14 protein-coding genes are annotated in these 19,508 nt (G+C 60.6%); 8 read left to right on the top strand and 6 right to left on the bottom strand.

The annotated features are described in order from the left end of the window. Nucleotides 1-30 precede the first annotated feature (30 nt). A complete protein-coding gene (locus ACJ8HT_RS21250) occupies nucleotides 31-3,042 on the bottom strand; it encodes an autotransporter serine protease (RefSeq protein WP_197653325.1) in 3,012 nt (1,003 codons plus the stop codon). Nucleotides 3,043-3,520: 478 nt separating this feature from the next. Beyond that, nucleotides 3,521-4,159, bottom strand: a complete 639-nt coding sequence (locus tag ACJ8HT_RS21245; RefSeq protein WP_049198305.1) for a TetR/AcrR family transcriptional regulator — start codon at nucleotides 4,157-4,159, stop codon at nucleotides 3,521-3,523. A gap of 314 nt (nucleotides 4,160-4,473) precedes the next feature. On the opposite strand from ACJ8HT_RS21245, the gene ACJ8HT_RS21240 reads away from it, so the two are divergent. Both ACJ8HT_RS21240 and ACJ8HT_RS21235 read left to right on the top strand, forming a co-directional pair. Then, nucleotides 4,474-5,691: a Tm-1-like ATP-binding domain-containing protein gene (locus ACJ8HT_RS21240; protein WP_197653324.1), complete on the top strand. Its 1,218-nt coding sequence runs from the start codon at nucleotides 4,474-4,476 to the stop codon at nucleotides 5,689-5,691. Between the two features lie 12 nt (nucleotides 5,692-5,703). Further along, nucleotides 5,704-6,537 carry a phosphoenolpyruvate hydrolase family protein gene (locus ACJ8HT_RS21235; protein WP_049198307.1) on the top strand — a complete coding sequence of 278 codons (834 nt, stop codon included), beginning with the start codon at nucleotides 5,704-5,706 and terminating at the stop codon, nucleotides 6,535-6,537. Between the two features lie 120 nt (nucleotides 6,538-6,657). Here ACJ8HT_RS21235 and spy read toward each other — a convergent pair whose 3' ends face one another. Next, a complete protein-coding gene (gene spy / locus ACJ8HT_RS21230; protein WP_049198308.1) occupies nucleotides 6,658-7,149 on the bottom strand; it encodes an ATP-independent periplasmic protein-refolding chaperone Spy in 492 nt (163 codons plus the stop codon). Between the two features lie 535 nt (nucleotides 7,150-7,684). Here spy and pdeR point away from each other — a divergent pair. Beyond that, on the top strand, nucleotides 7,685-9,679 hold the full coding sequence (gene pdeR, locus ACJ8HT_RS21225) for a cyclic di-GMP phosphodiesterase (protein WP_197653323.1): 1,995 nt from the start codon (nucleotides 7,685-7,687) through the stop codon (nucleotides 9,677-9,679). Between the two features lie 16 nt (nucleotides 9,680-9,695). Here pdeR and ACJ8HT_RS21220 read toward each other — a convergent pair whose 3' ends face one another. Beyond that, nucleotides 9,696-10,562 carry a crotonase/enoyl-CoA hydratase family protein gene (locus tag ACJ8HT_RS21220; RefSeq protein ID WP_038874666.1) on the bottom strand — a complete coding sequence of 289 codons (867 nt, stop codon included), beginning with the start codon at nucleotides 10,560-10,562 and terminating at the stop codon, nucleotides 9,696-9,698. 340 nt (nucleotides 10,563-10,902) lie between these two features. Between ACJ8HT_RS21220 and yhjD the strand changes: the two genes are divergently transcribed. From yhjD to ACJ8HT_RS21205, 3 genes are all read left to right on the top strand, one after another. Next, nucleotides 10,903-11,922, top strand: a complete 1,020-nt coding sequence (gene yhjD, locus ACJ8HT_RS21215; protein ID WP_049270142.1) for an inner membrane protein YhjD — start codon at nucleotides 10,903-10,905, stop codon at nucleotides 11,920-11,922. 327 nt (nucleotides 11,923-12,249) lie between these two features. Beyond that, nucleotides 12,250-13,572, top strand: coding sequence for an MFS transporter (locus ACJ8HT_RS21210; protein ID WP_038874673.1), 1,323 nt, complete (start codon nucleotides 12,250-12,252; stop codon nucleotides 13,570-13,572). Between the two features lie 101 nt (nucleotides 13,573-13,673). Next, on the top strand, nucleotides 13,674-14,441 hold the full coding sequence (locus tag ACJ8HT_RS21205; protein ID WP_047729636.1) for a CDP-diacylglycerol diphosphatase: 768 nt from the start codon (nucleotides 13,674-13,676) through the stop codon (nucleotides 14,439-14,441). Here the strand turns inward: ACJ8HT_RS21205 and ACJ8HT_RS21200 are convergent, their stop codons facing one another. Both ACJ8HT_RS21200 and pdeH read right to left on the bottom strand, forming a co-directional pair. Then, nucleotides 14,442-16,481 carry an AsmA family protein gene (locus ACJ8HT_RS21200; RefSeq protein WP_197653322.1) on the bottom strand — a complete coding sequence of 680 codons (2,040 nt, stop codon included), beginning with the start codon at nucleotides 16,479-16,481 and terminating at the stop codon, nucleotides 14,442-14,444. Between the two features lie 90 nt (nucleotides 16,482-16,571). Next, nucleotides 16,572-17,363: a cyclic-guanylate-specific phosphodiesterase gene (gene pdeH / locus ACJ8HT_RS21195; RefSeq protein ID WP_197653321.1), complete on the bottom strand. Its 792-nt coding sequence runs from the start codon at nucleotides 17,361-17,363 to the stop codon at nucleotides 16,572-16,574. A 238-nt stretch (nucleotides 17,364-17,601) separates the two neighbouring features. On the opposite strand from pdeH, the gene ACJ8HT_RS21190 reads away from it, so the two are divergent. Next, nucleotides 17,602-18,534 carry a sugar kinase gene (locus ACJ8HT_RS21190; protein WP_197653320.1) on the top strand — a complete coding sequence of 311 codons (933 nt, stop codon included), beginning with the start codon at nucleotides 17,602-17,604 and terminating at the stop codon, nucleotides 18,532-18,534. Between the two features lie 243 nt (nucleotides 18,535-18,777). Further along, nucleotides 18,778-19,479, top strand: a complete 702-nt coding sequence (locus ACJ8HT_RS21185; protein WP_060441493.1) for a LuxR family transcriptional regulator — start codon at nucleotides 18,778-18,780, stop codon at nucleotides 19,477-19,479. Nucleotides 19,480-19,508 lie beyond the last annotated feature (29 nt).

Here is a 19,508-nt window from a genome sequence, read left to right as displayed (position 1 = left end):
GTTCCCCTACAAGGATTGAGTCGATGTTGCTTAGAAGCGCCAGATGAAGCCGGCGTTGACGCTGTTGTCCTGGTGGTGCTGCGACAGCAGCCCGCCGTAGCCCAGCGACAGCGTGGCGTTTTCGTTCACCGCCACTTCCGCCCCCGCCTTCAGCACCATCCCGTCACGCGAGACCGGCACGCTGTCCACCACGAACGGCGCGTTGCCGCCGTTGAACCGCAGCCCGGTGCCGCGCTCCAGACCGCCGTACTGGTGTTGCCACCCCAGTTCGCTGCGCAGCGCCACCGTCGTGCCCGGGGTCACCTGCCATTCGGTGTCCGCACGCAGGCCCAGCGTCGACACCGTCGTATCCGTGTGCTGTTTATCCCCGCGCAAGGCCGCCGCGCCGCCGCTTTCCGCGATGCCGTTGTTCTCGAAGTTCACGTACGCCAGGTTCACGAACGGCTCCAGGTTCAGCCACTCACCCTGCACGCTGTAGCCCGCTTCCGCGAACAGCTGCTCGGTGCGCGCGCTGTACTTCGCCGTGTCGCGGTCCGACTGCATCCCGTAGTTCACCGACCGCTTGGTGTCGATGCGGTGCCAGGTGTAGCCCGCCCCGCCGCGCAGCGCCAGCGCCCCGAACTGCTTGTCGCCGTACGCCGCCAGGTGGTAGTTGTCGCTGTCCGCCTTCGACCCGTACCCGCCGTGCAGCGAGGTACGGGTGTAGCCGGTCGCCACCCCCAGCCGCCAGTCGGCTGCCGCCGCCGAGTCCAGCCCCACCAGCACCCCGTAGGTCGAGGCCTGATAACCCGTGGCGTTGGCGTCGCCCGACGCGTGGTCCCACGCCCCCAGCAGCTGCGCCCAGGCACCATCCTCGTCCGCCTTGATGGCCGACGAGCTCGCCAGCCCTTCCGCCTGACGCAGACGCCCGTTCAGCGCCTCACGCAGGTAGCGGCTGTCGTTCACCAGCGCCGACGCGATATCCGCATGGATTTGCCCCGACAGCTGACGGAACGCCTGCCGCGCTTCGCCCGCCGTACCGCTGCCGAGCAGGCTCTCGTACACCGGGTTGCCCGCCGCCAGCGCATCCGCCGCCGCCGCCACCGCACGCTCGTTCGGCGTCTGCGCCACGCTGGCGAAGCTCGTGCCGTTGCGCCCGACGCTCAGCGTCACCCCGGTCGGCTGGTAGCTCAGCCCGGTGCCGAGGAACAGGTAGTTTGGCGCCACCGCGTCAAACTGCCCGCTCACCCCCTGCTGCGCGCTCAAAATGTTGTACTGCTGGCCCAGCAGGCTGCGCACCTCGCTTTGCGTCAGCAGGTTGGGGCTGTTCTCCAGCCTCACCTCTACCTCGCCGCCGCCGATCGTCGCCGATCCGCTGCTCTGGATCCGATCGCTCTGGCCGTTCGGCCCCACTTCCACCGCGTAGCGCGAACCCGGCTCGAAGCTGACGTTGCCCGCCACGTTCAGGGTGCCGATCGAGTTGCCCGGCGCCACGGTGCCGCCCTGACGGGCGGTCAGCGAACCGACCGTGCCGCTGCCGCCGACGATGCCGCCGTTCTGCACGCTGACGGCCGAGGTGACCGAGCCGTTGACTGCCAGCCGCCCCTGATTGACCAGCGTCGGGCCGGCATAGGTGTTGTGACCCGTCAGCACCAGCGTGCCGATCCCCTGCTTGGTCAGGCCGCCGTGGCCGGAGATGTCGTTGCTCCAAAAGTCCAGGCCGCAAAGATCGCTGCTGCAGACGCGCTCGGTCGGTTTACCCTTGTCCAGCACCGCACCGACGCCCGGCAGATCCACCACGAACTGTGGTGAACCGTAAGCGCCGTTGACGCGGAACTCTTCGGGAATGTCCTGCTCGGTAACCAGCATGCCCGGGCCGTTGATGGCCTTGCCCAGGTTGATCATTCCCCAGCCGTAGAGTGCGTCGATGCCCGGCGCACCCATGTCGGTGGCGGTGGTTTTCAGCACGTCCGCCACCTGTGCGCCATTCAGATACGGGAAACGTTCCATCAGCACCGCAACGCTGCCGGCCACGTGCGGCGCCGCCATCGAGGTGCCGCTTTTATTGGCATAGCCGGTCGTAAGGTCGTCCACACCGGTGCCCGCGATCACCGAGCTGTACACCCGGGTACCCGGCGCAGAGACGCAGAAGCTGGCGGTATAGCCGCAGCGGGAAGAGAAGGTGCTGATGCTGTAATCGCCGCTATTGGTGGGATCTTGCAAGCTGGCGACCGACAGCCAGTGCGGCGCGATATCCGGCACAAAATAGGCCAGGCCGGCCATGGCGTCCGGGTTGTTCAGGTTGTAATCGTTACCGGCGGCGAAGATGGTGACCACGCCGCTGCGCGCCGCGTCGATCGCGCCCTGATAGGCGCCGCCGGGCTTGGTGCCGAGGATCTGTTTGATCTGATCGAACTGCTTTTGCGCGTCGTTCACCGTGAAGTGTGGATAAGCCGGGTCATAACCGCCTTTATCGAATTTTTCGGTGATACCGATACCCCAGCTGTTGTTGATGATGCGCGCGCCGCTGGCCACCAGCGCCTCCCAGCCGGCCTGGTAAACCGCGCCGTCGTTACCGAGCACAATGCCGTCTTCCGGGCCGGGATCGCCGTTTTCTGCGCTGATGATCTGCGCGTTGAACGCCACCCCGTGCATGGCGCCGCCGTCGCGGCTGCCTGCGGCGATGCCGCCCACGTGGGTGCCGTGCGAGCCTAATTTGCCGCTGGAGTCGGTGCTTGGCGTACCGTCATAGCGGAAGTCATCGCCTTTTTTCACCGGAATATAGGGATCGGTGTATTCGCGGGTGCCATGGGTAACCAGATTGATCACCTTATCAGGACCGGAAAACTCGGGGTGTTTGGCGTAGACCGGCTGATCGAAAATGCCGAGTTTGATGCCTTTGCCGGTATAACCGGCGGCGTAGGCTTGGTCAGCGTGGATCGCCCCCAGCCCCCATTCCGCGTTGAACTCGCTGCTGCGCCAGCTGGCCGGATCGCCCGCTTTGCCATTCTCTATATAGGTGGCTGCCTGCGCCCCGCCGATCGCCGTCAGGCAGATCAGCATCGCGCTCCATTGTGCGCGATGAACTCCGATTTCAGGCCAGCCGAAGGCCGCCCGAGCGGATTTGACTCCTCTAAGTTTCTTCTCCATCCCAGATACCGTCCGTTGTTGTTTGCAAATGTTTTATAAGATTTTTTGTGTAACAGTTTGGTAACACCAAATAAATAAAGCACAACAATCTCAAGTGCGCTTAATGTGTCATTCGGCAATCAGGAGGGAGGAGAGAAAGTTTCAGGGATGGATCAGGCGCAGGGGGATAAGAAATAGCAATGGCGTTTCCCAGCGCCGAAGTGGCGACAGAAAGAGAGAAAAATAACACTATAGTTATGATAAATAAGAATATAATTCATGAAGAAACGAAGGGACAGAACGCCTGAAAAGTGATTAACAGGCGTCTTTTATCACTTTTAATTATAATCTTTGCCAATATTCACTCAGTGAATTATGCTGGTTTTTCAGTCAGCCATTGGCAAAAATTGGATTATCCTGCTGATGTTTTTTTGCTGTTCATCGCGTCTTCTTCCGCCTGACGAAGAATGGCTTTGGCCATCCATTGCGTGACGTCCTGGATATTATCGAGCTCCAGCCCCCAGATATCTTTCAACACCAGGAACACTTCCGAGCCGTAAATCAGCGAGAAAGCATAAATCACTCTCTGTAGAGAGTCCGGTGGCAGTTTGCCCTGTAGCGGTTCCACCGCCATCTTCAGCAGCCGCTTGCGGTTACCGCGCACCAGCTTCTCGCCTGGCTTATCGGTGTTGGACCGAGCCAATGCCCACTGCTGCAACGAAAGCTGCAAGGCCGCTCGCAGCGCTCCCTCATGCTGTTCCATCTGCGGATAAGCAAAGCTGAGCAGCTGCAGTATCCGCGCTTCGGCGCTGTCGTCTTTCGGCTGCCACTCCAAAATGGGCCCCAGACTTTCAGCCACAACGGCGGTGATCAGATCGCTTTGCGTAGGGAAGTAGCGGTAAGCTGTCGCACGCGAGACTTGCGCATGTTGAGCCAACTCCGTTATCGAAGGAAAGGCACCGCCGTCGAACAATTCCATTGCGCTGTCAAGCAACAGCTTACGAGTTCTGGCCCGGGTATGAGTCAAGCGGGTAGATACGATTAATGGCACGGCAACCTCTTCTTTCTCTACGCCCGTCTAACATAGACCTGGCGAATAAAATCCACTGTAACAAACTTGTCAGCTATTACGCCATGCGGCGTGCGTCGAGCTCACTTTGCTTCACGTCGAAAATGAGACTTTCATCTCATTCGATGCGAATTAGACTTGCATAAATGATACTACCGTCTCATTATGATGAGGAATTCACCGACTACGCTCAGCACTCTTAGTCAACACCAGGGAATTCAATTTTACTAACGCATTAAAATATAAATTATAAATCAGCGTGTCGGCCATCTGAACCCTACGTCAGGAAGAGGCTAATGAACGACAATCAGGCAGTGATTTACGTTGCAACCACAGCGGATACCAAGGGACGGGAATTGGCTTATGTGCGCCGCCTGATCGCCGAAACCGGATTACCCACGCTGACCGTCGATCTTTCCACCCAACCGCTGGCCTCCGACAGCTACCGGGCCGATATCTCCGCCGCTACTGTCGCTCACTGCCATCCCGATGGCGAACGCGCCGTTTTTTGTGGCGATCGCGGCAAAGCGATTGCCGCCATGGCACTGGCCTTCGAAAAATTCATGCTGTCACGCCGCGATGTCGCTGCACTGCTCGGGCTGGGCGGCTCTGGCGGCACTGCGCTGATCACGCCCGCCATGCAACAGCTGCCTATCGGTTTGCCTAAGTTGATGGTTTCCACCATGGCCTCCGGCGACGTTTCCGGGTATGTCGGAGCCAGCGATATCTGCATGATGTATTCCGTCACTGACGTTGCCGGGTTGAACCGCATCTCCCGCACCGTGCTGGGCAATGCCGCGCATCAGATCGCCGGCGCCGTTCGCTTCGCAGCTCAAGCGACGGTCGACAGCAAACCGGCCGTCGGCCTCACGATGTTCGGTGTGACCACCCCCTGTATTCAAGCCGCCACGGCAGCGCTCGAAGAGAGCCTGGATTGCCTGGTATTTCATGCTACCGGCAGCGGCGGCAGAGCGATGGAAAAGCTGATCGACAGCCATTTGCTGAATGGCGTGCTGGATCTGACCACGACCGAAGTTTGCGACTACCTGTTCGGCGGCGTACTGGCGTGCAGCGAGGATCGTTTTGGTGCTCTCGCACGCACCGGCGTTCCCTGCGTGATGTCCTGTGGCGCGCTGGATATGGTGAACTTTTCCCACCCGGACAGCGTTCCCGCCCGATACGCTCAGCGCCAGTTTTATCAACACAATGCCCAAGTCACGCTGATGCGCACTACGCCGGAAGAGAATGCGCTGATGGGCCGTTGGATCGGCGACAAGCTCAATGCTTGCGAAGGCGATGTACGTTTCCTGTTACCCGAGGGCGGCGTTTCCGCACTGGATGCACCAGGGCAACCATTTTGGAACCCAGAAGCATTGGCCGCCTTTACCGACGCGTTGGAAGCAACATTGCGCGTCACGGAAAAGCGCCGCCTGATCAAGACCCCTTATAACATCAACGATCCCCGTTTTGCCGACTTCGCCGTGCAACAGTTCAGGGAGATCGCTCATTTTTGATTGGAGCTAAACATGGCTAAAAATTCCCGTCAGGAACTACTGACTCAATTCAGAGAAATGATTGCCCGTGGCGAGCCGATTATCGGCGGCGGCGCCGGAACCGGCCTCTCAGCAAAATGTGAGGAAGCCGGCGGCATCGATCTGATCGTCATTTATAACTCGGGCCGCTACCGCATGGCGGGCAGAGGTTCTCTGGCGGGTTTACTGGCCTACGGCAATGCGAACGACATCGTTATGGATATGGCAAAAGAGGTGTTGCCGGTCGTCAAACACACGCCGGTTTTAGCCGGGGTCAATGGTACCGATCCGTTCTGTCAGTTCGATAAATTCCTTAATGACATCAAGGCGATCGGTTTTTCCGGCGTACAGAATTTCCCGACGGTGGGTTTGATCGACGGCAACTTCCGCGCCAATCTCGAAGAAACCGGAATGGGCTATGCGCTGGAAGTCGACATGATTCGCCTGGCGCATGAAAAGGATCTGCTGACCACGCCTTATGTGTTCAGCGCAGATGATGCCGTCGCGATGACGCAGGCCGGCGCCGATATCATCGTACCGCATATGGGGCTGACCACCGGCGGCAATATCGGTGCGGAAACGGCGCTGACGCTGGCGGGTTGCGTTCCCCTGATCAACGAGTGGGCTCAGGCCGCGAAACGCGTGCGCGAGGACGTGATCGTTCTGTGCCATGGCGGCCCTATCGCGACGCCGAAGGATGCGGCCTACATTATGCAGCATTGCCCTTTGGTCGACGGATTCTATGGTGCCAGCTCCATGGAGCGCCTGCCCACCGAAGTGGCTTTGACGGAAACAACCCGACAATTCAAAAATATCAACAAGGGTTAACAGACTGTTTTACTCGCGCACAACACCAGGGAAAACCCGTTATTTAACGGGACGTGTAGTGAGGTAAGCAAAAGGGCCAGACAAATAGTCTGGCCCTTTTTTATTCACCGCGAGCGGATATTACTGACCGGAGGACATCTGTTCCTTCATTTTATTCATATGGTCCATCATCTTTTGCTCGCGTTTCTGATAATTCTCATTGTATTGTTTTTTCTGCTCAGGAGTCAGCAGGTTATACATTTTATTTTCCGCCTTGGCGCGTTCCAGCATGCGTTCGGATTGCGCTTTACCGATAGCGTCAATTTGCGCTTTCGCCTTCGCTTCATCAAAGCTGTCGGAAGCGACCAGATTATGCAGCGCCTGGCGTTCTTCTTTCATACCCGGCCCGCGCTTCTGGTGCGACTCTTTCATGATGTCGCGCATCTGCTGGCGCTGCTGTTCGGTCAGATTCAGACCGGCGAACGGGCCGCCTTTGCCTTCACCCTTGTGATGCATCATTTTCATCGGTGCCGCATCCGCAGCCGGAGCAGCCGCCGTGTCGGCAGCGAACGCCGCGGAAGCAGAACCCAGAGCCAGCGTGGAAGCAATAAATAAAGCCGTCAATTTACGCATAATCATTTCCTTAAAAGTTTTTCTTCATCAGGAGCGCTGTACGTTAACAGGCTCATTCGTCGTCGGAGATAATAATAGGCTGATAAAATTCAAGTAATGCGAGGGTGTGTAAACTTTTTAAAACCCGTCTCGGATTTATTCACCAATTATGAGAAAACTATGAAGATGGCGTTTATTTGATGGAAATTTTAATTTCCCGGTAAAATCCCCTCGGCTGAGTTATTTTTCAAACTCACCCTCACCGCTATAATTTACTCGCCCCCACAGCAACCTTGCATCAACCGTTTTCCGATAGCGAGGAGGTCGGTACAAACATCACAGGATCCGATGTTCTCCTACACTTTAAGACAACCGGCCGCCGGGTGACGTTTACACCGCAAAACTAATCATTGCTTATATAATAGTTTCCATCACCGCCCCGCCTGTGAAAACCTGTTATATGATGCACAGATGCGCACGGCGACCACTTTCGGGCCAACAGGCTGCCCCGGGGCCTCGTGCTGACCGGACGCCCGTGCTCTTTTGAGGAATCATCATGCCCGCAGACCAAGGCCCTGAGCTTCTTAACGCCCACTTCGGCACCCAAAGCCCCCACTGGCGGCTGGCGTTTGACAGCAATGCCCTGGAGCTGTCCGCCGTGAAGGGCAAAGCCCACGTCGCGGTGGCGCTCAGCGCCATGGAAGCGGCGAAAATCCGCCGCCTGACCGGCGTCACCGCCAGCCTTGAACTGACCATTACGCTCGCCGGAGAACCGCTGCACCTGCATCTGGTGGGGCGGCGCGTCAACCATCTCGAATGGGCAGGCACCGCCTCCGCCTTCAGCGACACCCAATCCGTGGCGCGCGATCTGGTACACGGCCTTTCCTTCGCCGAGCAGGTGGTGTCCGAAGCCAACTCGGTGATCGTGATCGTCGATCAGCACGGCCGCATCCAACGCTTCAACCGGCTGAGCGAGGAGTACACCGGGCTACGCGAACACGAAGTGATCGGCAAAAACGTTTTCCAGCTGTTTATGAGCCCGGAAGAGGCCGCCGCCTCGCGGCGCAACATCGCCGGCTTCTTCCGCAACGGTTCGTCCTATGAGGTGGAGCGCTGGGTAAAAACGGTCAAGGGGGAACGTCTGTTCCTGTTCCGCAACAAGTTCGTGCACAGCGGCAGCGGCAAGAACGAAGTCTTTCTAATCTGCTCCGGTACCGACATCACCGAAGAACGCCGCGCGCAGGAGCGGCTGCGGGTGTTGGCCAACACAGATCTCATCACCGGCCTACCGAACCGCAACGCTATCCAGGACAAGATCAATCACGCCATCGCCACGCGCGGCGAAGAGAGTTTCGGCTTGGTCTACCTCGATCTCGACAACTTCAAGAAGGTCAACGACGCCTACGGCCATATGTTCGGCGATCGGCTGCTGGTCGAAGTCGCGCTGGCGATCCTCGGCTGCCTGAGCCCGGACCAGGTGCTCGCTCGCCTCGGCGGCGACGAATTCTTGGTGCTGGCGCCGCAAACCGATCGCGAGCGCCTGCAAACGCTGGCACAGCGCATCATCGACAGGCTGAAAACCCCTTTCCGCATCGGCCTGATTGAGGTGTATACCGGCTGTTCGATCGGCATCGCGCTGTGCCCGGAGCACGGCAACGATCTCGACAGCCTGATCCGCAGCGCCGATACCGCCATGTACGTCGCCAAGGAGCACGGCAAACGCACCTATACCATCTTCTCGCCGGAGATGAACAAGCGCGTCGCCGAATACATGTGGCTGGACACCAATCTGCGCAAAGGCCTGGAGCAAAATCAGCTGGTGCTGTATTACCAGCCGAAAATCGACGCGCGCAGCGGTGAAGTGCACAGCGTGGAAGCGCTGGTGCGCTGGGATTCGCCGGAGCGCGGCCTGATCCCGCCGCTGCAGTTCATCTCCTACGCCGAGGAGTCCGGCCTGATCGGCCCGCTGGGGCAATGGGTATTGCAGACCGCCGCCGGCCAGGCGGCGCAGTGGCAAGAGCAGGGATTGAATCTGCGGGTGGCGGTCAACCTCTCCGCCCGGCAGCTGGCCGACGACAGCATCGTCAACGACCTGCTCGGGGTGCTGCGCCGTCACCGCATGGCCCCTTGTCTGTTGGACTTCGAGTTGACCGAAAGCAGCCTGATTGAAGACGAGAACCGCGCTCGCGCGCTGATCACCCGGTTGCGCGAACTGGGCGCGCAGGTGCATCTCGACGACTTCGGCACCGGCTATTCGTCGCTGGCGCAGCTGGCGCGTATTCCGCTGGACGCCATCAAGCTGGATAAAAGCTTCGTACGCGGGGTGAATTTCAACCCGGTATCGCAATCGTTGGTGCGCGCGATCGTTGCGGCGGCAGAGGCGTTGGCGTTCCGGGTGATCGCCGAAGGGGTGGAGACCGAGAGCGAAAACCACTTCCTCGACGAGGTCGGCGTGGACGAAAAACAGGGCTTTCTGTTTGCGCGGCCAATGCTCCCGGAACAGCTGGAGCATTGGCTGCAGTCCTACCGCCCGCACTCACCCTCCGCGTGAAGCGGGCGCGTTAACGTTAGCCGGCACGACGCAGGTTCAGGGTATGGCGATCCTGCAACATCACCAGCCGCTCGATGTAGGCGCGGTCTTTTTCCTCAATGGTAAAGGCCGAGTGCACCCAATCTTCGGTAATGTCCATCAGCTCGGAACGCGTCAGCTGCAACACGCGCTGACGCGCCCGCAGCATGGCGCGCATGCCGTTGAGCTTCGGCCGTATGGTATCGATAAAGGTGCGCGTCGCCATGTAGGCGTCGCCGGGCTGGAACAGCTGGTCTACCAGCCCGCGGCTCTCGAACCACTCTGCGGTGTGCGACTCGCCGCCCCAAATCAGCTCCTCGGCCAAGCGCATGCCCGCCTTGCGCGCCACCAGCGAGTAACCGCCCATACCGGGAAACAGGTTGAACGCGATCTCCGGAAACCCCATGCGCGCGTTGTTCTGCGCCAGCACGAAATGGTGCGCCAGCGCCGCTTCAAAGCCGCCGCCCAGCGCGCTGCCTTCGACCATCGCAATGCTGACCGCGCCGGTGTCGAAACCGCGCGCCGCCGCATGTACGCAGTCGATGCAGGCGCGCGCGTAGGCCATCATCGCCTCGCGCTTGCGGTTTTTGATCGCTTCGGCGAAGAACTGCAGATCGCCGCCGACGTTGAACATGTTCGGCACCAGCGAGCCGGTGACCCAGAAATCGAACCGCAGCGAAGACTCCTTCGCCGCCTGCGCCAACGTCATGATGTCTTCGATCAGCGCCTGGTTGAAGCAGGGACGCGGCGCGGCGCGCAGCAGCATCCACATGATGTGCCGCCCTTCTTCATAGTAGGCGGACAGCTGCGACAGATTGCCCGCTTCGGTAAACGGACGACAGGTGGGGTGATTAAGCAATTTCATAAGACCTTCCAGTTTTTCTGTTGATGACGGATGAGACCGTTCCAGCCCCTACGGCTGCAGCGGAGCGGCGAGCGGCAAAACGCGACGCCACATCATGAGTAAACGCTTTCTCGCCGACGAAACAGATAAAAATTGGAGGTAGGGAAGTGAAAAAAACCGAGGCGCCACGGGGTTTTCATAGGAATTTTACCTATCGCCCCCTCCCCGGCATTTCATGCCGGGCGCTAACGCGCTAAGCTCGGAAAATGACCGTTTGCCGCCCGGCGCTCAAAACGCCGCGGAGCTTTGGCTATAATCAACGCTGAAACATGCCGTTTAACGTTAAGGAAATCGTGAAGTAATGCCTACAGGACCAGACCAGGAACGCCGCCAGCCCGCACAAGACACGCCGCCGAAGCCGCTTATCGCCATCAAGACCGGCCATGAGACCCTCGACCGCCGCATCGGTGGTTTTTCACGTCTGATTGAACGCATCAAAGCCTGGCCAAGCGTGGCGCACCTGCTGCGCGCCGCCGAACGCTTTAACGATCGGCTGGGTAGCCAGTTCGGCGCCGCTATTACCTATTTTTCATTCCTCTCGCTGATCCCGATCCTGATGGTGTCGTTTGCCGCCGCCGGCTTCGTGCTGGCCTCCAACCCGGATCTGCTGGCCCGCTTGATCAACCGCATCGTCGGCAGCATCAGCGATCCGACGCTGGCCAGCACGCTGAAGAACACCGTCAACACCGCCATTCAGCAGCGCACCACCGTGGGATTGACCGGCCTGGCGCTGGCGCTCTATTCCGGCATCAGCTGGATGGGCAACCTGCGCGAGGCGATCCGCGCGCAGTCGCGCGATGTCTGGGAGCGCAATCCGCAGGATCAGGAGAAAATCTACTTCAAATACACCCGCGACTTCATCTCGCTGACCGGCCTGGTGGTCGCGCTGATCATTACGCTGTCGCTGACTTCGGTCGCCGGGTCGGCGCAGGCGGCGATCGTCAATGCGCTGGGGCTGGACGGCATCGAATGGCTGCGGCCGGCGCTGACGCTGATCGCGCTGTCGATCTCGATCTTCGCCAACTATCTGCTGTTCCTGTGGATTTTCTGGATGCTGCCGCGCCACAAACCGAAGAAAAAAGCGCTGCTGCGCGGCACCTTGCTCGCCGCCATCGGCTTTGAGGTGATCAAGTTCGTGATGACCATGACGCTGCCGCAGGTGGCGAAGTCGCCTTCCGGCGCGGCCTTCGGATCGGTGATCGGGCTGATGGCGTTCTTCTACTTCTTCGCTCGTTTGACGCTGTTTTGCGCCGCCTGGATCGCCACCGCCGACTACAAAGGCGACAAAGCGTTGCCGGAACGCGAGCCGCCGACGCGCTGAAGCCATGCGATCGTGCCGGTGTTATCGCACACACCGGCACTTTCCTCTGGATATCAGCCAGAAAACCAGTCAATACGTCTAAATAACTCGGCACGCGATCCGAAAAACCAGCATAAAAAACTGCCGCTCACTTTTCTTTGCCGCTTTTACAGCCATTCCCTCTGCACGAAAGCCCTTTCTCAACGTTTAACGCTGCAGAAAACAAGCCAGATAAAACATTAGTCTTTTTAACCGGTTAGCGGGGCCATTGCCCAAAGTTCCCGCGTTGAAAAGACCGAATGCTGTCACTAAGATGGATTTTTACCCCTTCCAACAATAAGAAATATTATGCAAGCCACCATCGCACCCCCACTCGACGCCGACGACGCGTCCACACCGGTGAACTCCCGCGGGAAAGTCATCGTCGCCTCGCTGGTCGGTACCGCCATCGAGTTCTTCGACTTCTACATCTATGCCACCGCCGCGGTGATCGTGTTTCCACATATCTTCTTCCCACAGGGCGACCCAACCACCGCGACGCTGCAGTCGCTGGCCACCTTCGCCGTCGCCTTTGTCGCGCGCCCTATCGGCTCTGCGCTGTTCGGGCACTTCGGCGATCGCGTGGGGCGCAAGGTCACGCTGGTCGCCTCGCTGCTGACCATGGGGATTTCCACCGTGCTGATCGGCCTGCTGCCGAGCTATGAAACCATCGGCATCTTCGCCCCTATCCTGCTGGCGCTGGCGCGCTTCGGGCAGGGCCTGGGGCTGGGCGGCGAATGGGGCGGCGCCGCCCTGCTGGCGACGGAGAACGCGCCGGCCAAAAAGCGCGCGCTGTACGGCTCCTTCCCCCAGTTGGGCGCGCCGATCGGCTTCTTCTTCGCCAACGGCACCTTCCTGCTGCTCTCCTGGCTGCTGAGCGACCAGCAGTTTATGGAATGGGGCTGGCGCGTGCCGTTCATCCTCTCCGCCGCGCTGGTGCTGATTGGCCTGTACGTTCGGGTATCACTGCATGAAACGCCGGTGTTCGCCAAAGTGGCCAAAGCCGGCAAACAGGTGAAAGTGCCGCTCGGCACGCTGCTGAGCAAGCATCTGAAAGCGACCATCCTCGGCACTTTCATCATGCTGGCGACCTACACGCTGTTTTATCTGATGACGGTGTATTCGATGACCTACGGCACCACGCCGCAGCCGTTGGGGCTCGGCTACTCCCGCAACAGCTTCCTGTGGATGCTGATGGTGGCGGTGATCGGTTTCGGCGTGATGGTACCGATCGCCGGCCTGCTGGCGGACGCGTTCGGCCGCCGCAAGACCATGATCGCCATTACCCTGCTGATGATCGGCTTCGCGTTCCTGTTCCCGACCCTGCTGGGTTCCGGCAACCAGGCGCTGGTGATGGGCTTCCTGCTGTGCGGCCTGAGCATCATGGGGCTGACCTTTGGCCCCATGGGCGCGCTGCTGCCGGAGCTGTTCCCGACCGAAGTGCGCTATACCGGCGCGTCGTTCTCCTACAACGTCGCGTCTATTCTCGGCGCGTCCGTGGCGCCTTATATCGCCACCTGGCTGGCGGCCCACTACGGGCTGTTCTACGTCGGCATGTACCTGGCGGCGATGGCCGGGCTGACGCTGTTGGCCCTGCTGCTGATGAAAGAAACCCGCCACCAGTCGCTGTGATCCCCTACGGCCCCCTCACTGCGGGGGGCCGCACGCGTTGTTCGTTTCCTGTCATAAAACCGGGCTATGCTGGACGTTTCTCTCGGTAACAGGATTGGCCGATGTCTCTGCGTCGTGGGGTATTTGTCTGCGTTGCGCTGCTGGCGGCTCTCGCCATCGCGCTCTATTACGGGTTGAAGCCCGACCATCCCGATGCGCTGTGGCGCATCGTCAGCCAGCAATGTCTGCCCAATCAGCAGGCGCATGACAACCCGGCGCCCTGCGCGCAGGTGGATGTGCCGGCCGGCTTCGTGGTGTTTAAAGATCGCAACGGGCCGCTGCAATATCTGCTGATGCCCAGCGCCAAAATCACCGGGATAGAAAGCCCGGCGGTGCTGGACGCCGCCACGCCGAATTTCTTCGCCCAAGCCTGGCGCGCGCGCCACGTGATGGCTGAACGCTATGGCAAACCGATCGACGACGGCGATATTTCACTGGCGATCAACTCGGAATATGGCCGCACGCAAAACCAGCTGCATATTCATATCTCCTGCCTGTTGCCGGCGGTAAAACAGCGGCTGGCGCAGATCGGCCCCGATTTTATCGAGCAATGGCAACCGCTGCCCGGCGGCCTGTTGGGGCATGACTATCTGGGGCGACGGGTGACCCCTGCCGAGCTGGAGCAACAGGGCGCCTTCCGTCTGTTGGCCTCCGGCCTGCCGCGCGCCGACGGGCGCATGGGCAGCTTCGGCCTGGCGATGACCGCGCTGCCGGACGGCGATTTCCTGCTGCTGGCGACCGAGCGCAGCCTGCTGCCATTCACCCTGGCCTCGGCGGAAGAGATCCAGGATCACGACTGCCGGCTACTCTCACCGCCGCCGCGCGCCTGATTACTTTTTACCTTTCATCTCCCGCAGGATCTGCCCGCACTGGTTTTCCTCGCCGCCTTCACTGGGCGAGACCAGCGCCAGCAGCGCCGCCGCCGGCGTCAGCACCGCCCCCAACGCCACCGCCGCCGCGCCGCGCGCGATCAGCGGCCCGGCTTTCACCCCGGCGTCGGGGTGCTTGAAGGTGCCTTTCACGTACAGCGGCGAGCGCAGGGTCAGCACGCGCATCCCCTTGCTTTCCGGATCGATGGACAAATCCAGCCGTTCGGTGGCGAGGTTGGTGTTGCCGGTGATGTTGATCACCGCGTTCTCGGTGTCGAACACGAACAGCCGCGGCGCGGCGACGCCGCTGCGGATGCCGACGTCCGCCGCGGCGCAGTTGATGCCCACCACGTCGTCGCCGAACAGCTGCGCCACCAGATAGTTGCCGACGTTCAGGCCGAGGATCTCCATCAGGCTACGGCTGATCACCCCGTTATTGATCAGCAGGCGCAGGTCGCCGTTGCTGGTCGCCAGCAGCTCGGCCACCGAATTGCCGCTGCCCGTCAGCCTGGCATCGCCGTTCATTTGCCCAAGGCTGCGCTTCATCGCTTCTACGTTCGGCAACAGCTGTTTGAGCTGGAGTTTGCGCGCGTGTATATCCACCTGGCCGCGCATCGGTTTTTTGCCGCCGTCGAGACGCACCACGGCGTTCAGGCTGCCGCCCGCCATGCCGAAGCGCAGCGGATCCAGACGCAACTCGCCATTGTTCAGCTTCAGATGCGTGGCCAGATCGCTCAGCGGTAAATCGCTGCCGCGTTCGATGCGCGCGGCGGCAAACTTCACGTCCGCATCCATCTTGCGCCAGCTTTGCGTATCGAACTGTGCGACCGGCAGCACCTTATCCGCCGGCTGGCGGCTCTTCTCGCCGCGCCCGGCTTTGGCGGCGTTGGAATCCGCGCCGATCAACGGTGCCAGATCCGCCAATCTCAGCTGCCGGGAGTTCACCGCGCCGCTCAGCGTCGGCCGCGGCTTACCGGCAACGTATTTCAAGTCGCCGTGAATGTCGCTGTCGCCGATTTTGCCGTCGAACTTCTGATATTCGAACACGGCGCCGCCCGGCTGATGCAGGCGGGCTATCAGATGGCCATCGGTCGCATACGGCGGCGTGTTCGGCAGCAGCACGCCGGTCAGGCCATAGAGGTCACCCAGGCTTTCGCCGGAAAATTTCAGCTGCACGTCCAGGCCACCGAGGTTCAGCGGATCGGACAAGATGCCCGCCACCGCAACCCGGGTGCTGCCGGAGCGCACGTCGGCCTGCAGCGGGAACGGCAGATCGGCGCTCTGCAGTGACAGCATGCCGCCGATCTTGCCGCTGCCGCTCAGCGGTTCGCCGTTATATTTGCCCTTGACCTGCCAACCGAAAACGTAGTCGGGGGTAGCGGCCTTGCCGCCGCTCTGTTTGCCGGTCACTTCACTGAACGGCAGCGGTTTGCCGAGCGGATCGATGACGGCGCGGAAATCCGCCTTCAGGGTGGCGTCTTTAAAGGCGATCTGTCCCTTGTCGAACACGATGTCGTGAACGGTGAACGACCAGGCGGAAGGCGGTTGCTGCGGATCCTGGCCAGCGGCCAAATCAAACGTCCAGTTGTTGTCGCCGTTGGCCAGGCGTTCCAACGACGCATTCGGCTGCTTGAGCCAGATGCGCGGGATCAGCAGTTCTTTCCTCAGCAGCGCCAGCGGTGCGATGCTGGCGTCGACGCGCTGCAGCGTCACCATGCTGTCGCCGGGCATGTTTTTCGGGTTACCCAGCCACACGTCTTCGGCGTGAATATGCGGCCAGGGCACCCAGGCACGCCAGCCGCCCTCATCTGGGTTACGCGACCAGTCGACGCCCAGATCGCCACGGATGGCGAACGGCCGCCGCAGTTCGGCCGACACTTTGTCGTTGATGGTGGGTTTGAGTCGATTCCAGTCGAAGGTAGCGATGAAGATCGCCATCGCGGCGATCGCCAGCAGCACAATGCCGCCCAGCCAGCTGAAAACCTTTCCTGTTCTTGTCATAGGGCTCCCTCAGCACATAAACCAGGCTGCCGAATGAAAGGAAAAAGAATGAGCAGCCCCGTTTAAGCCTAGCTGAGGATAGGCCGAAGTTCACGCCGGCGCGCCGGGCGCGGCGAACAGCGTCGGTACGCTGTGCAGAGTTTCAAAGCACGCCGGGCGGGAAAGATAGTAGCCCTGCGCGGCCAACGCGCCGGAACGCTGCACCAGCCGCCACTCCTGCTCGGTTTCCACGCCTTCGACGATCACCCCGTCGCTGTGCTGGTTCATCATCGTGATCAGGGTGCCGAGCAGCTGTACGCCCTCTTCCGACTGTTTGAGCAAGGTGAACAACTCGCGCGCCACCTTGATGTATTGATAGCGCCAGGCGCCGACGGCGGAGAAGTTGGCCAACCCGCTGCCGAAATCGTCCAGCCACAGCCGTTCGCCGCCGACGATCTGCTGCAACGGGTGGTTTGACGCCGTTTCGGCGTGCTCCACCAGCTCGAAGCGCAGATAGGGCATCTCGGCGATCTGGCGTTGCAGCTCGCTATGACGCTGCAACGCTTGCAGCGCGATGCCGTCGATATTGACCGACACCATCACCGCGTGGCGAATGAACAATGCCTGCCAGCGCTGCAACAGCACCAGCTGTTCCTGGATCACCCGCAAACGCTGGGCGACGCCGAGCGAGGCGAAATACTGTTCCGGGGATTGCCGCTTGTCCGGCTCATTCGGGTGATATACCGCCGTCAGCAGTTCCACCGCCAGCAGCGTGCCGCTGGTGCGATAAATCGGCTGGAAGGTATACAAGCGCCGGCATTGCCGCCAGTAGCGCCGCGATTTGGCGCAGGCATAGAGGGCAAAACAGGGCGCCAGCAGACCCGAGATCAGGTTGGTTATCATCGGTACTATCGCCGTGGCGGGGAAGTGAGAGCGCTGCCGCTGTTTCTTTACCCAGCTTATCGGCCGCGCCGCGTAAAACTTTAAGCATGAATTGCCGCGCGCTCTCCTCTTCGCCCTGTTGGCATGGGCCGATCGCGATCATAAAAAATTAAAACACTGTTTTAATTTATTGACTCTCTCACCGCCTTGCGTGGAGACTGGCGGTTGTTGCTTCTTCTTTAGCCAGGGCTTATTGACGATGACTATTCGAAATCTCGCCGTGATCGGCGAATGCATGATCGAGCTGTCGCAGCAGGGCGCGCAGCTGACGCGCGGCTTTGGCGGCGATACCCTCAACACCGCCGTCTACCTCGCTCGCCAAATGCCGGAACAGGCGCTGCAGGTGCATTATGTCACCGCACTCGGCACCGACAGCTTCAGCGGCGAAATGCTGCAGGCCTGGCGGCAGGAGAAGATCGAGACCAGGCTGATTCAGCAGTTGGAAAACAAACTGCCGGGCCTGTACGTGATCGAAACCGACGCCGCCGGCGAACGCACCTTCTACTACTGGCGCAACGACGCCGCCGCCCGGTATTGGCTTGCGGGCCCCCAGGCCGAGGTACTGTGCGCCCAGCTGGCGCAGTTCGATTATCTGTATCTCAGCGGCATTAGCCTGGCGATCCTCGCGCCTGCCGACCGCACGAAGCTGCTGGCGCTGCTGCGCCGCTGCCGCGCCAACGGCGGCCAGGTTATCTTCGACAACAACTACCGCCCGCGCCTGTGGCAAAGCCGTGAAGAAACGCAGCTGGCCTACCGCGAGGTGCTGGCCTGCACCGACATCGCCTTCCTGACGCTGGATGACGAAGCGTTGCTGTGGGGCATGCAGCCGGTTGAACAGGTGGTGGCACGCACGCAGGCGCTCGGCGTCGGCGAGATCGTTATCAAACGCGGCGCGGATGCCTGTCTGGTGTTCGGCGTGGGGGGAGAGCGACTTGAGGTACCGGCGATCGCGCTGCCGCCGGAGCGCGTAGTGGATACCACCGCGGCGGGCGACGCTTTCAGCGCCGGTTATCTGGCGGAACGCCTGAACGGCGGCAGCGCCCAGCAGGCGGCGCAGCGCGGCCACCGGCTTGCCGCGACGGTGATCCAACATCGCGGCGCCATCATTCCCGCAACGGCAATGCCCGCATAGCCAATAAGGCGGCGGCGAGGTTACCCCGCCGCCCGCGCAATAGTTCCCAGAAACATTGATCAGAGGATGATTGAAAGAATTTCCCTGGCGTTGGCTTATTTCCGCCCAGAGCTGCTAAGCTCGGGTCTTGGCATTGCCGCCTTTTTGAATTTATTAGCCGAGTATAAATTTCAATCCGCCGCACTGACTAGCTGGACTTTGGTGCAGGTCGGGCTGAGCCGCCGAACGACAGGGAGGTTACCGATGGCCGTCGCATTCGCCAACGCCGTCGCCGCAAGACTGCATCTTGACGGCCGACTGCACGCCTTCAGCCAATTCAAATACGCTTATTTGACCTTCAACAAGCACCGTCCCGATCGCCATCTGCTGGTCTCGAGCTACCCGCAAGAATGGCTGGACATCTACAGCGCCAATCGCTATCAGCGCATCGATCCCGTCGTGCGCGCCGCCCATAGTCGCTGCGCGCCCTTCATGTGGCACGACACCCCCGTCACCACCGAGGATCGGCATTACCGGAAGATCTTCAGCCAGGCGCGGGAATACGACATCGTGCACGGCTGCAGCTTTGTTTTGCACGATCACGACAACAACCTGGCGATCTTGTCGATCAGCGCCACGGCAGCCGATGACGCCGATCTGCGGCAGCTGATGGAAGACGAGAGGGCCAGCCTGCAGATGGTATTGGTCGATACCCACCAGCACGCTCTGGCCTTGGCCAGCGCCGAGGCGAGCCGGACAGACCGGCTCTCGCCGCGCGAAGGGGAAATCCTCTACTGGGCCAGCCAGGGCAAAACCTACCATGAGATCGCGCTGATCCTGGGGATCAAAACCGGCACGGTGAAGTTTCACATCGGCAATGCGGTGCGTAAGCTGGGGGTCGCCAACGCCAAACACGCGATCCGACGCTGCCTTGAACGGCAGCTGCTCGCGCCGCCGGAGGCATAAAAAAAGCCGGCATCACAGCCGGCTTTGTG

It is taken from the genome of Serratia sp. CY44782 (assembly GCF_052168715.1).
GTDB classification, from domain to species: domain Bacteria; phylum Pseudomonadota; class Gammaproteobacteria; order Enterobacterales; family Enterobacteriaceae; genus Serratia; species Serratia nevei.
The sequence above is the reverse complement of the archived record's forward strand: the minus strand, read 5'-3'. Positions and strand labels throughout refer to the sequence as shown.

Bases quoted from the DNA above. Each gene is read 5' to 3' on its own strand.
- ACJ8HT_RS21235 (WP_049198307.1), top strand. From the start codon at position 5,704: ATGGCTAAAAATTCCCGTCAGGAACTACTGACTCAATTCAGAGAAATG.
- ACJ8HT_RS21200 (WP_197653322.1), bottom strand. From the start codon at position 16,481: ATGACAAGAACAGGAAAGGTTTTCAGCTGGCTGGGCGGCATTGTGCTG.
- pdeR (WP_197653323.1), top strand. From the start codon at position 7,685: ATGCCCGCAGACCAAGGCCCTGAGCTTCTTAACGCCCACTTCGGCACC.
- ACJ8HT_RS21210 (WP_038874673.1), top strand. From the start codon at position 12,250: ATGCAAGCCACCATCGCACCCCCACTCGACGCCGACGACGCGTCCACA.
- yhjD (WP_049270142.1), top strand. From the start codon at position 10,903: ATGCCTACAGGACCAGACCAGGAACGCCGCCAGCCCGCACAAGACACG.
- ACJ8HT_RS21220 (WP_038874666.1), bottom strand. From the start codon at position 10,562: ATGAAATTGCTTAATCACCCCACCTGTCGTCCGTTTACCGAAGCGGGC.
- ACJ8HT_RS21185 (WP_060441493.1), top strand. From the start codon at position 18,778: ATGGCCGTCGCATTCGCCAACGCCGTCGCCGCAAGACTGCATCTTGAC.
- pdeH (WP_197653321.1), bottom strand. From the start codon at position 17,363: ATGATAACCAACCTGATCTCGGGTCTGCTGGCGCCCTGTTTTGCCCTC.
- ACJ8HT_RS21190 (WP_197653320.1), top strand. From the start codon at position 17,602: ATGACTATTCGAAATCTCGCCGTGATCGGCGAATGCATGATCGAGCTG.
- ACJ8HT_RS21250 (WP_197653325.1), bottom strand. From the start codon at position 3,042: ATGCTGATCTGCCTGACGGCGATCGGCGGGGCGCAGGCAGCCACCTAT.
- ACJ8HT_RS21205 (WP_047729636.1), top strand. From the start codon at position 13,674: ATGTCTCTGCGTCGTGGGGTATTTGTCTGCGTTGCGCTGCTGGCGGCT.
- spy (WP_049198308.1), bottom strand. From the start codon at position 7,149: ATGCGTAAATTGACGGCTTTATTTATTGCTTCCACGCTGGCTCTGGGT.
- ACJ8HT_RS21240 (WP_197653324.1), top strand. From the start codon at position 4,474: ATGAACGACAATCAGGCAGTGATTTACGTTGCAACCACAGCGGATACC.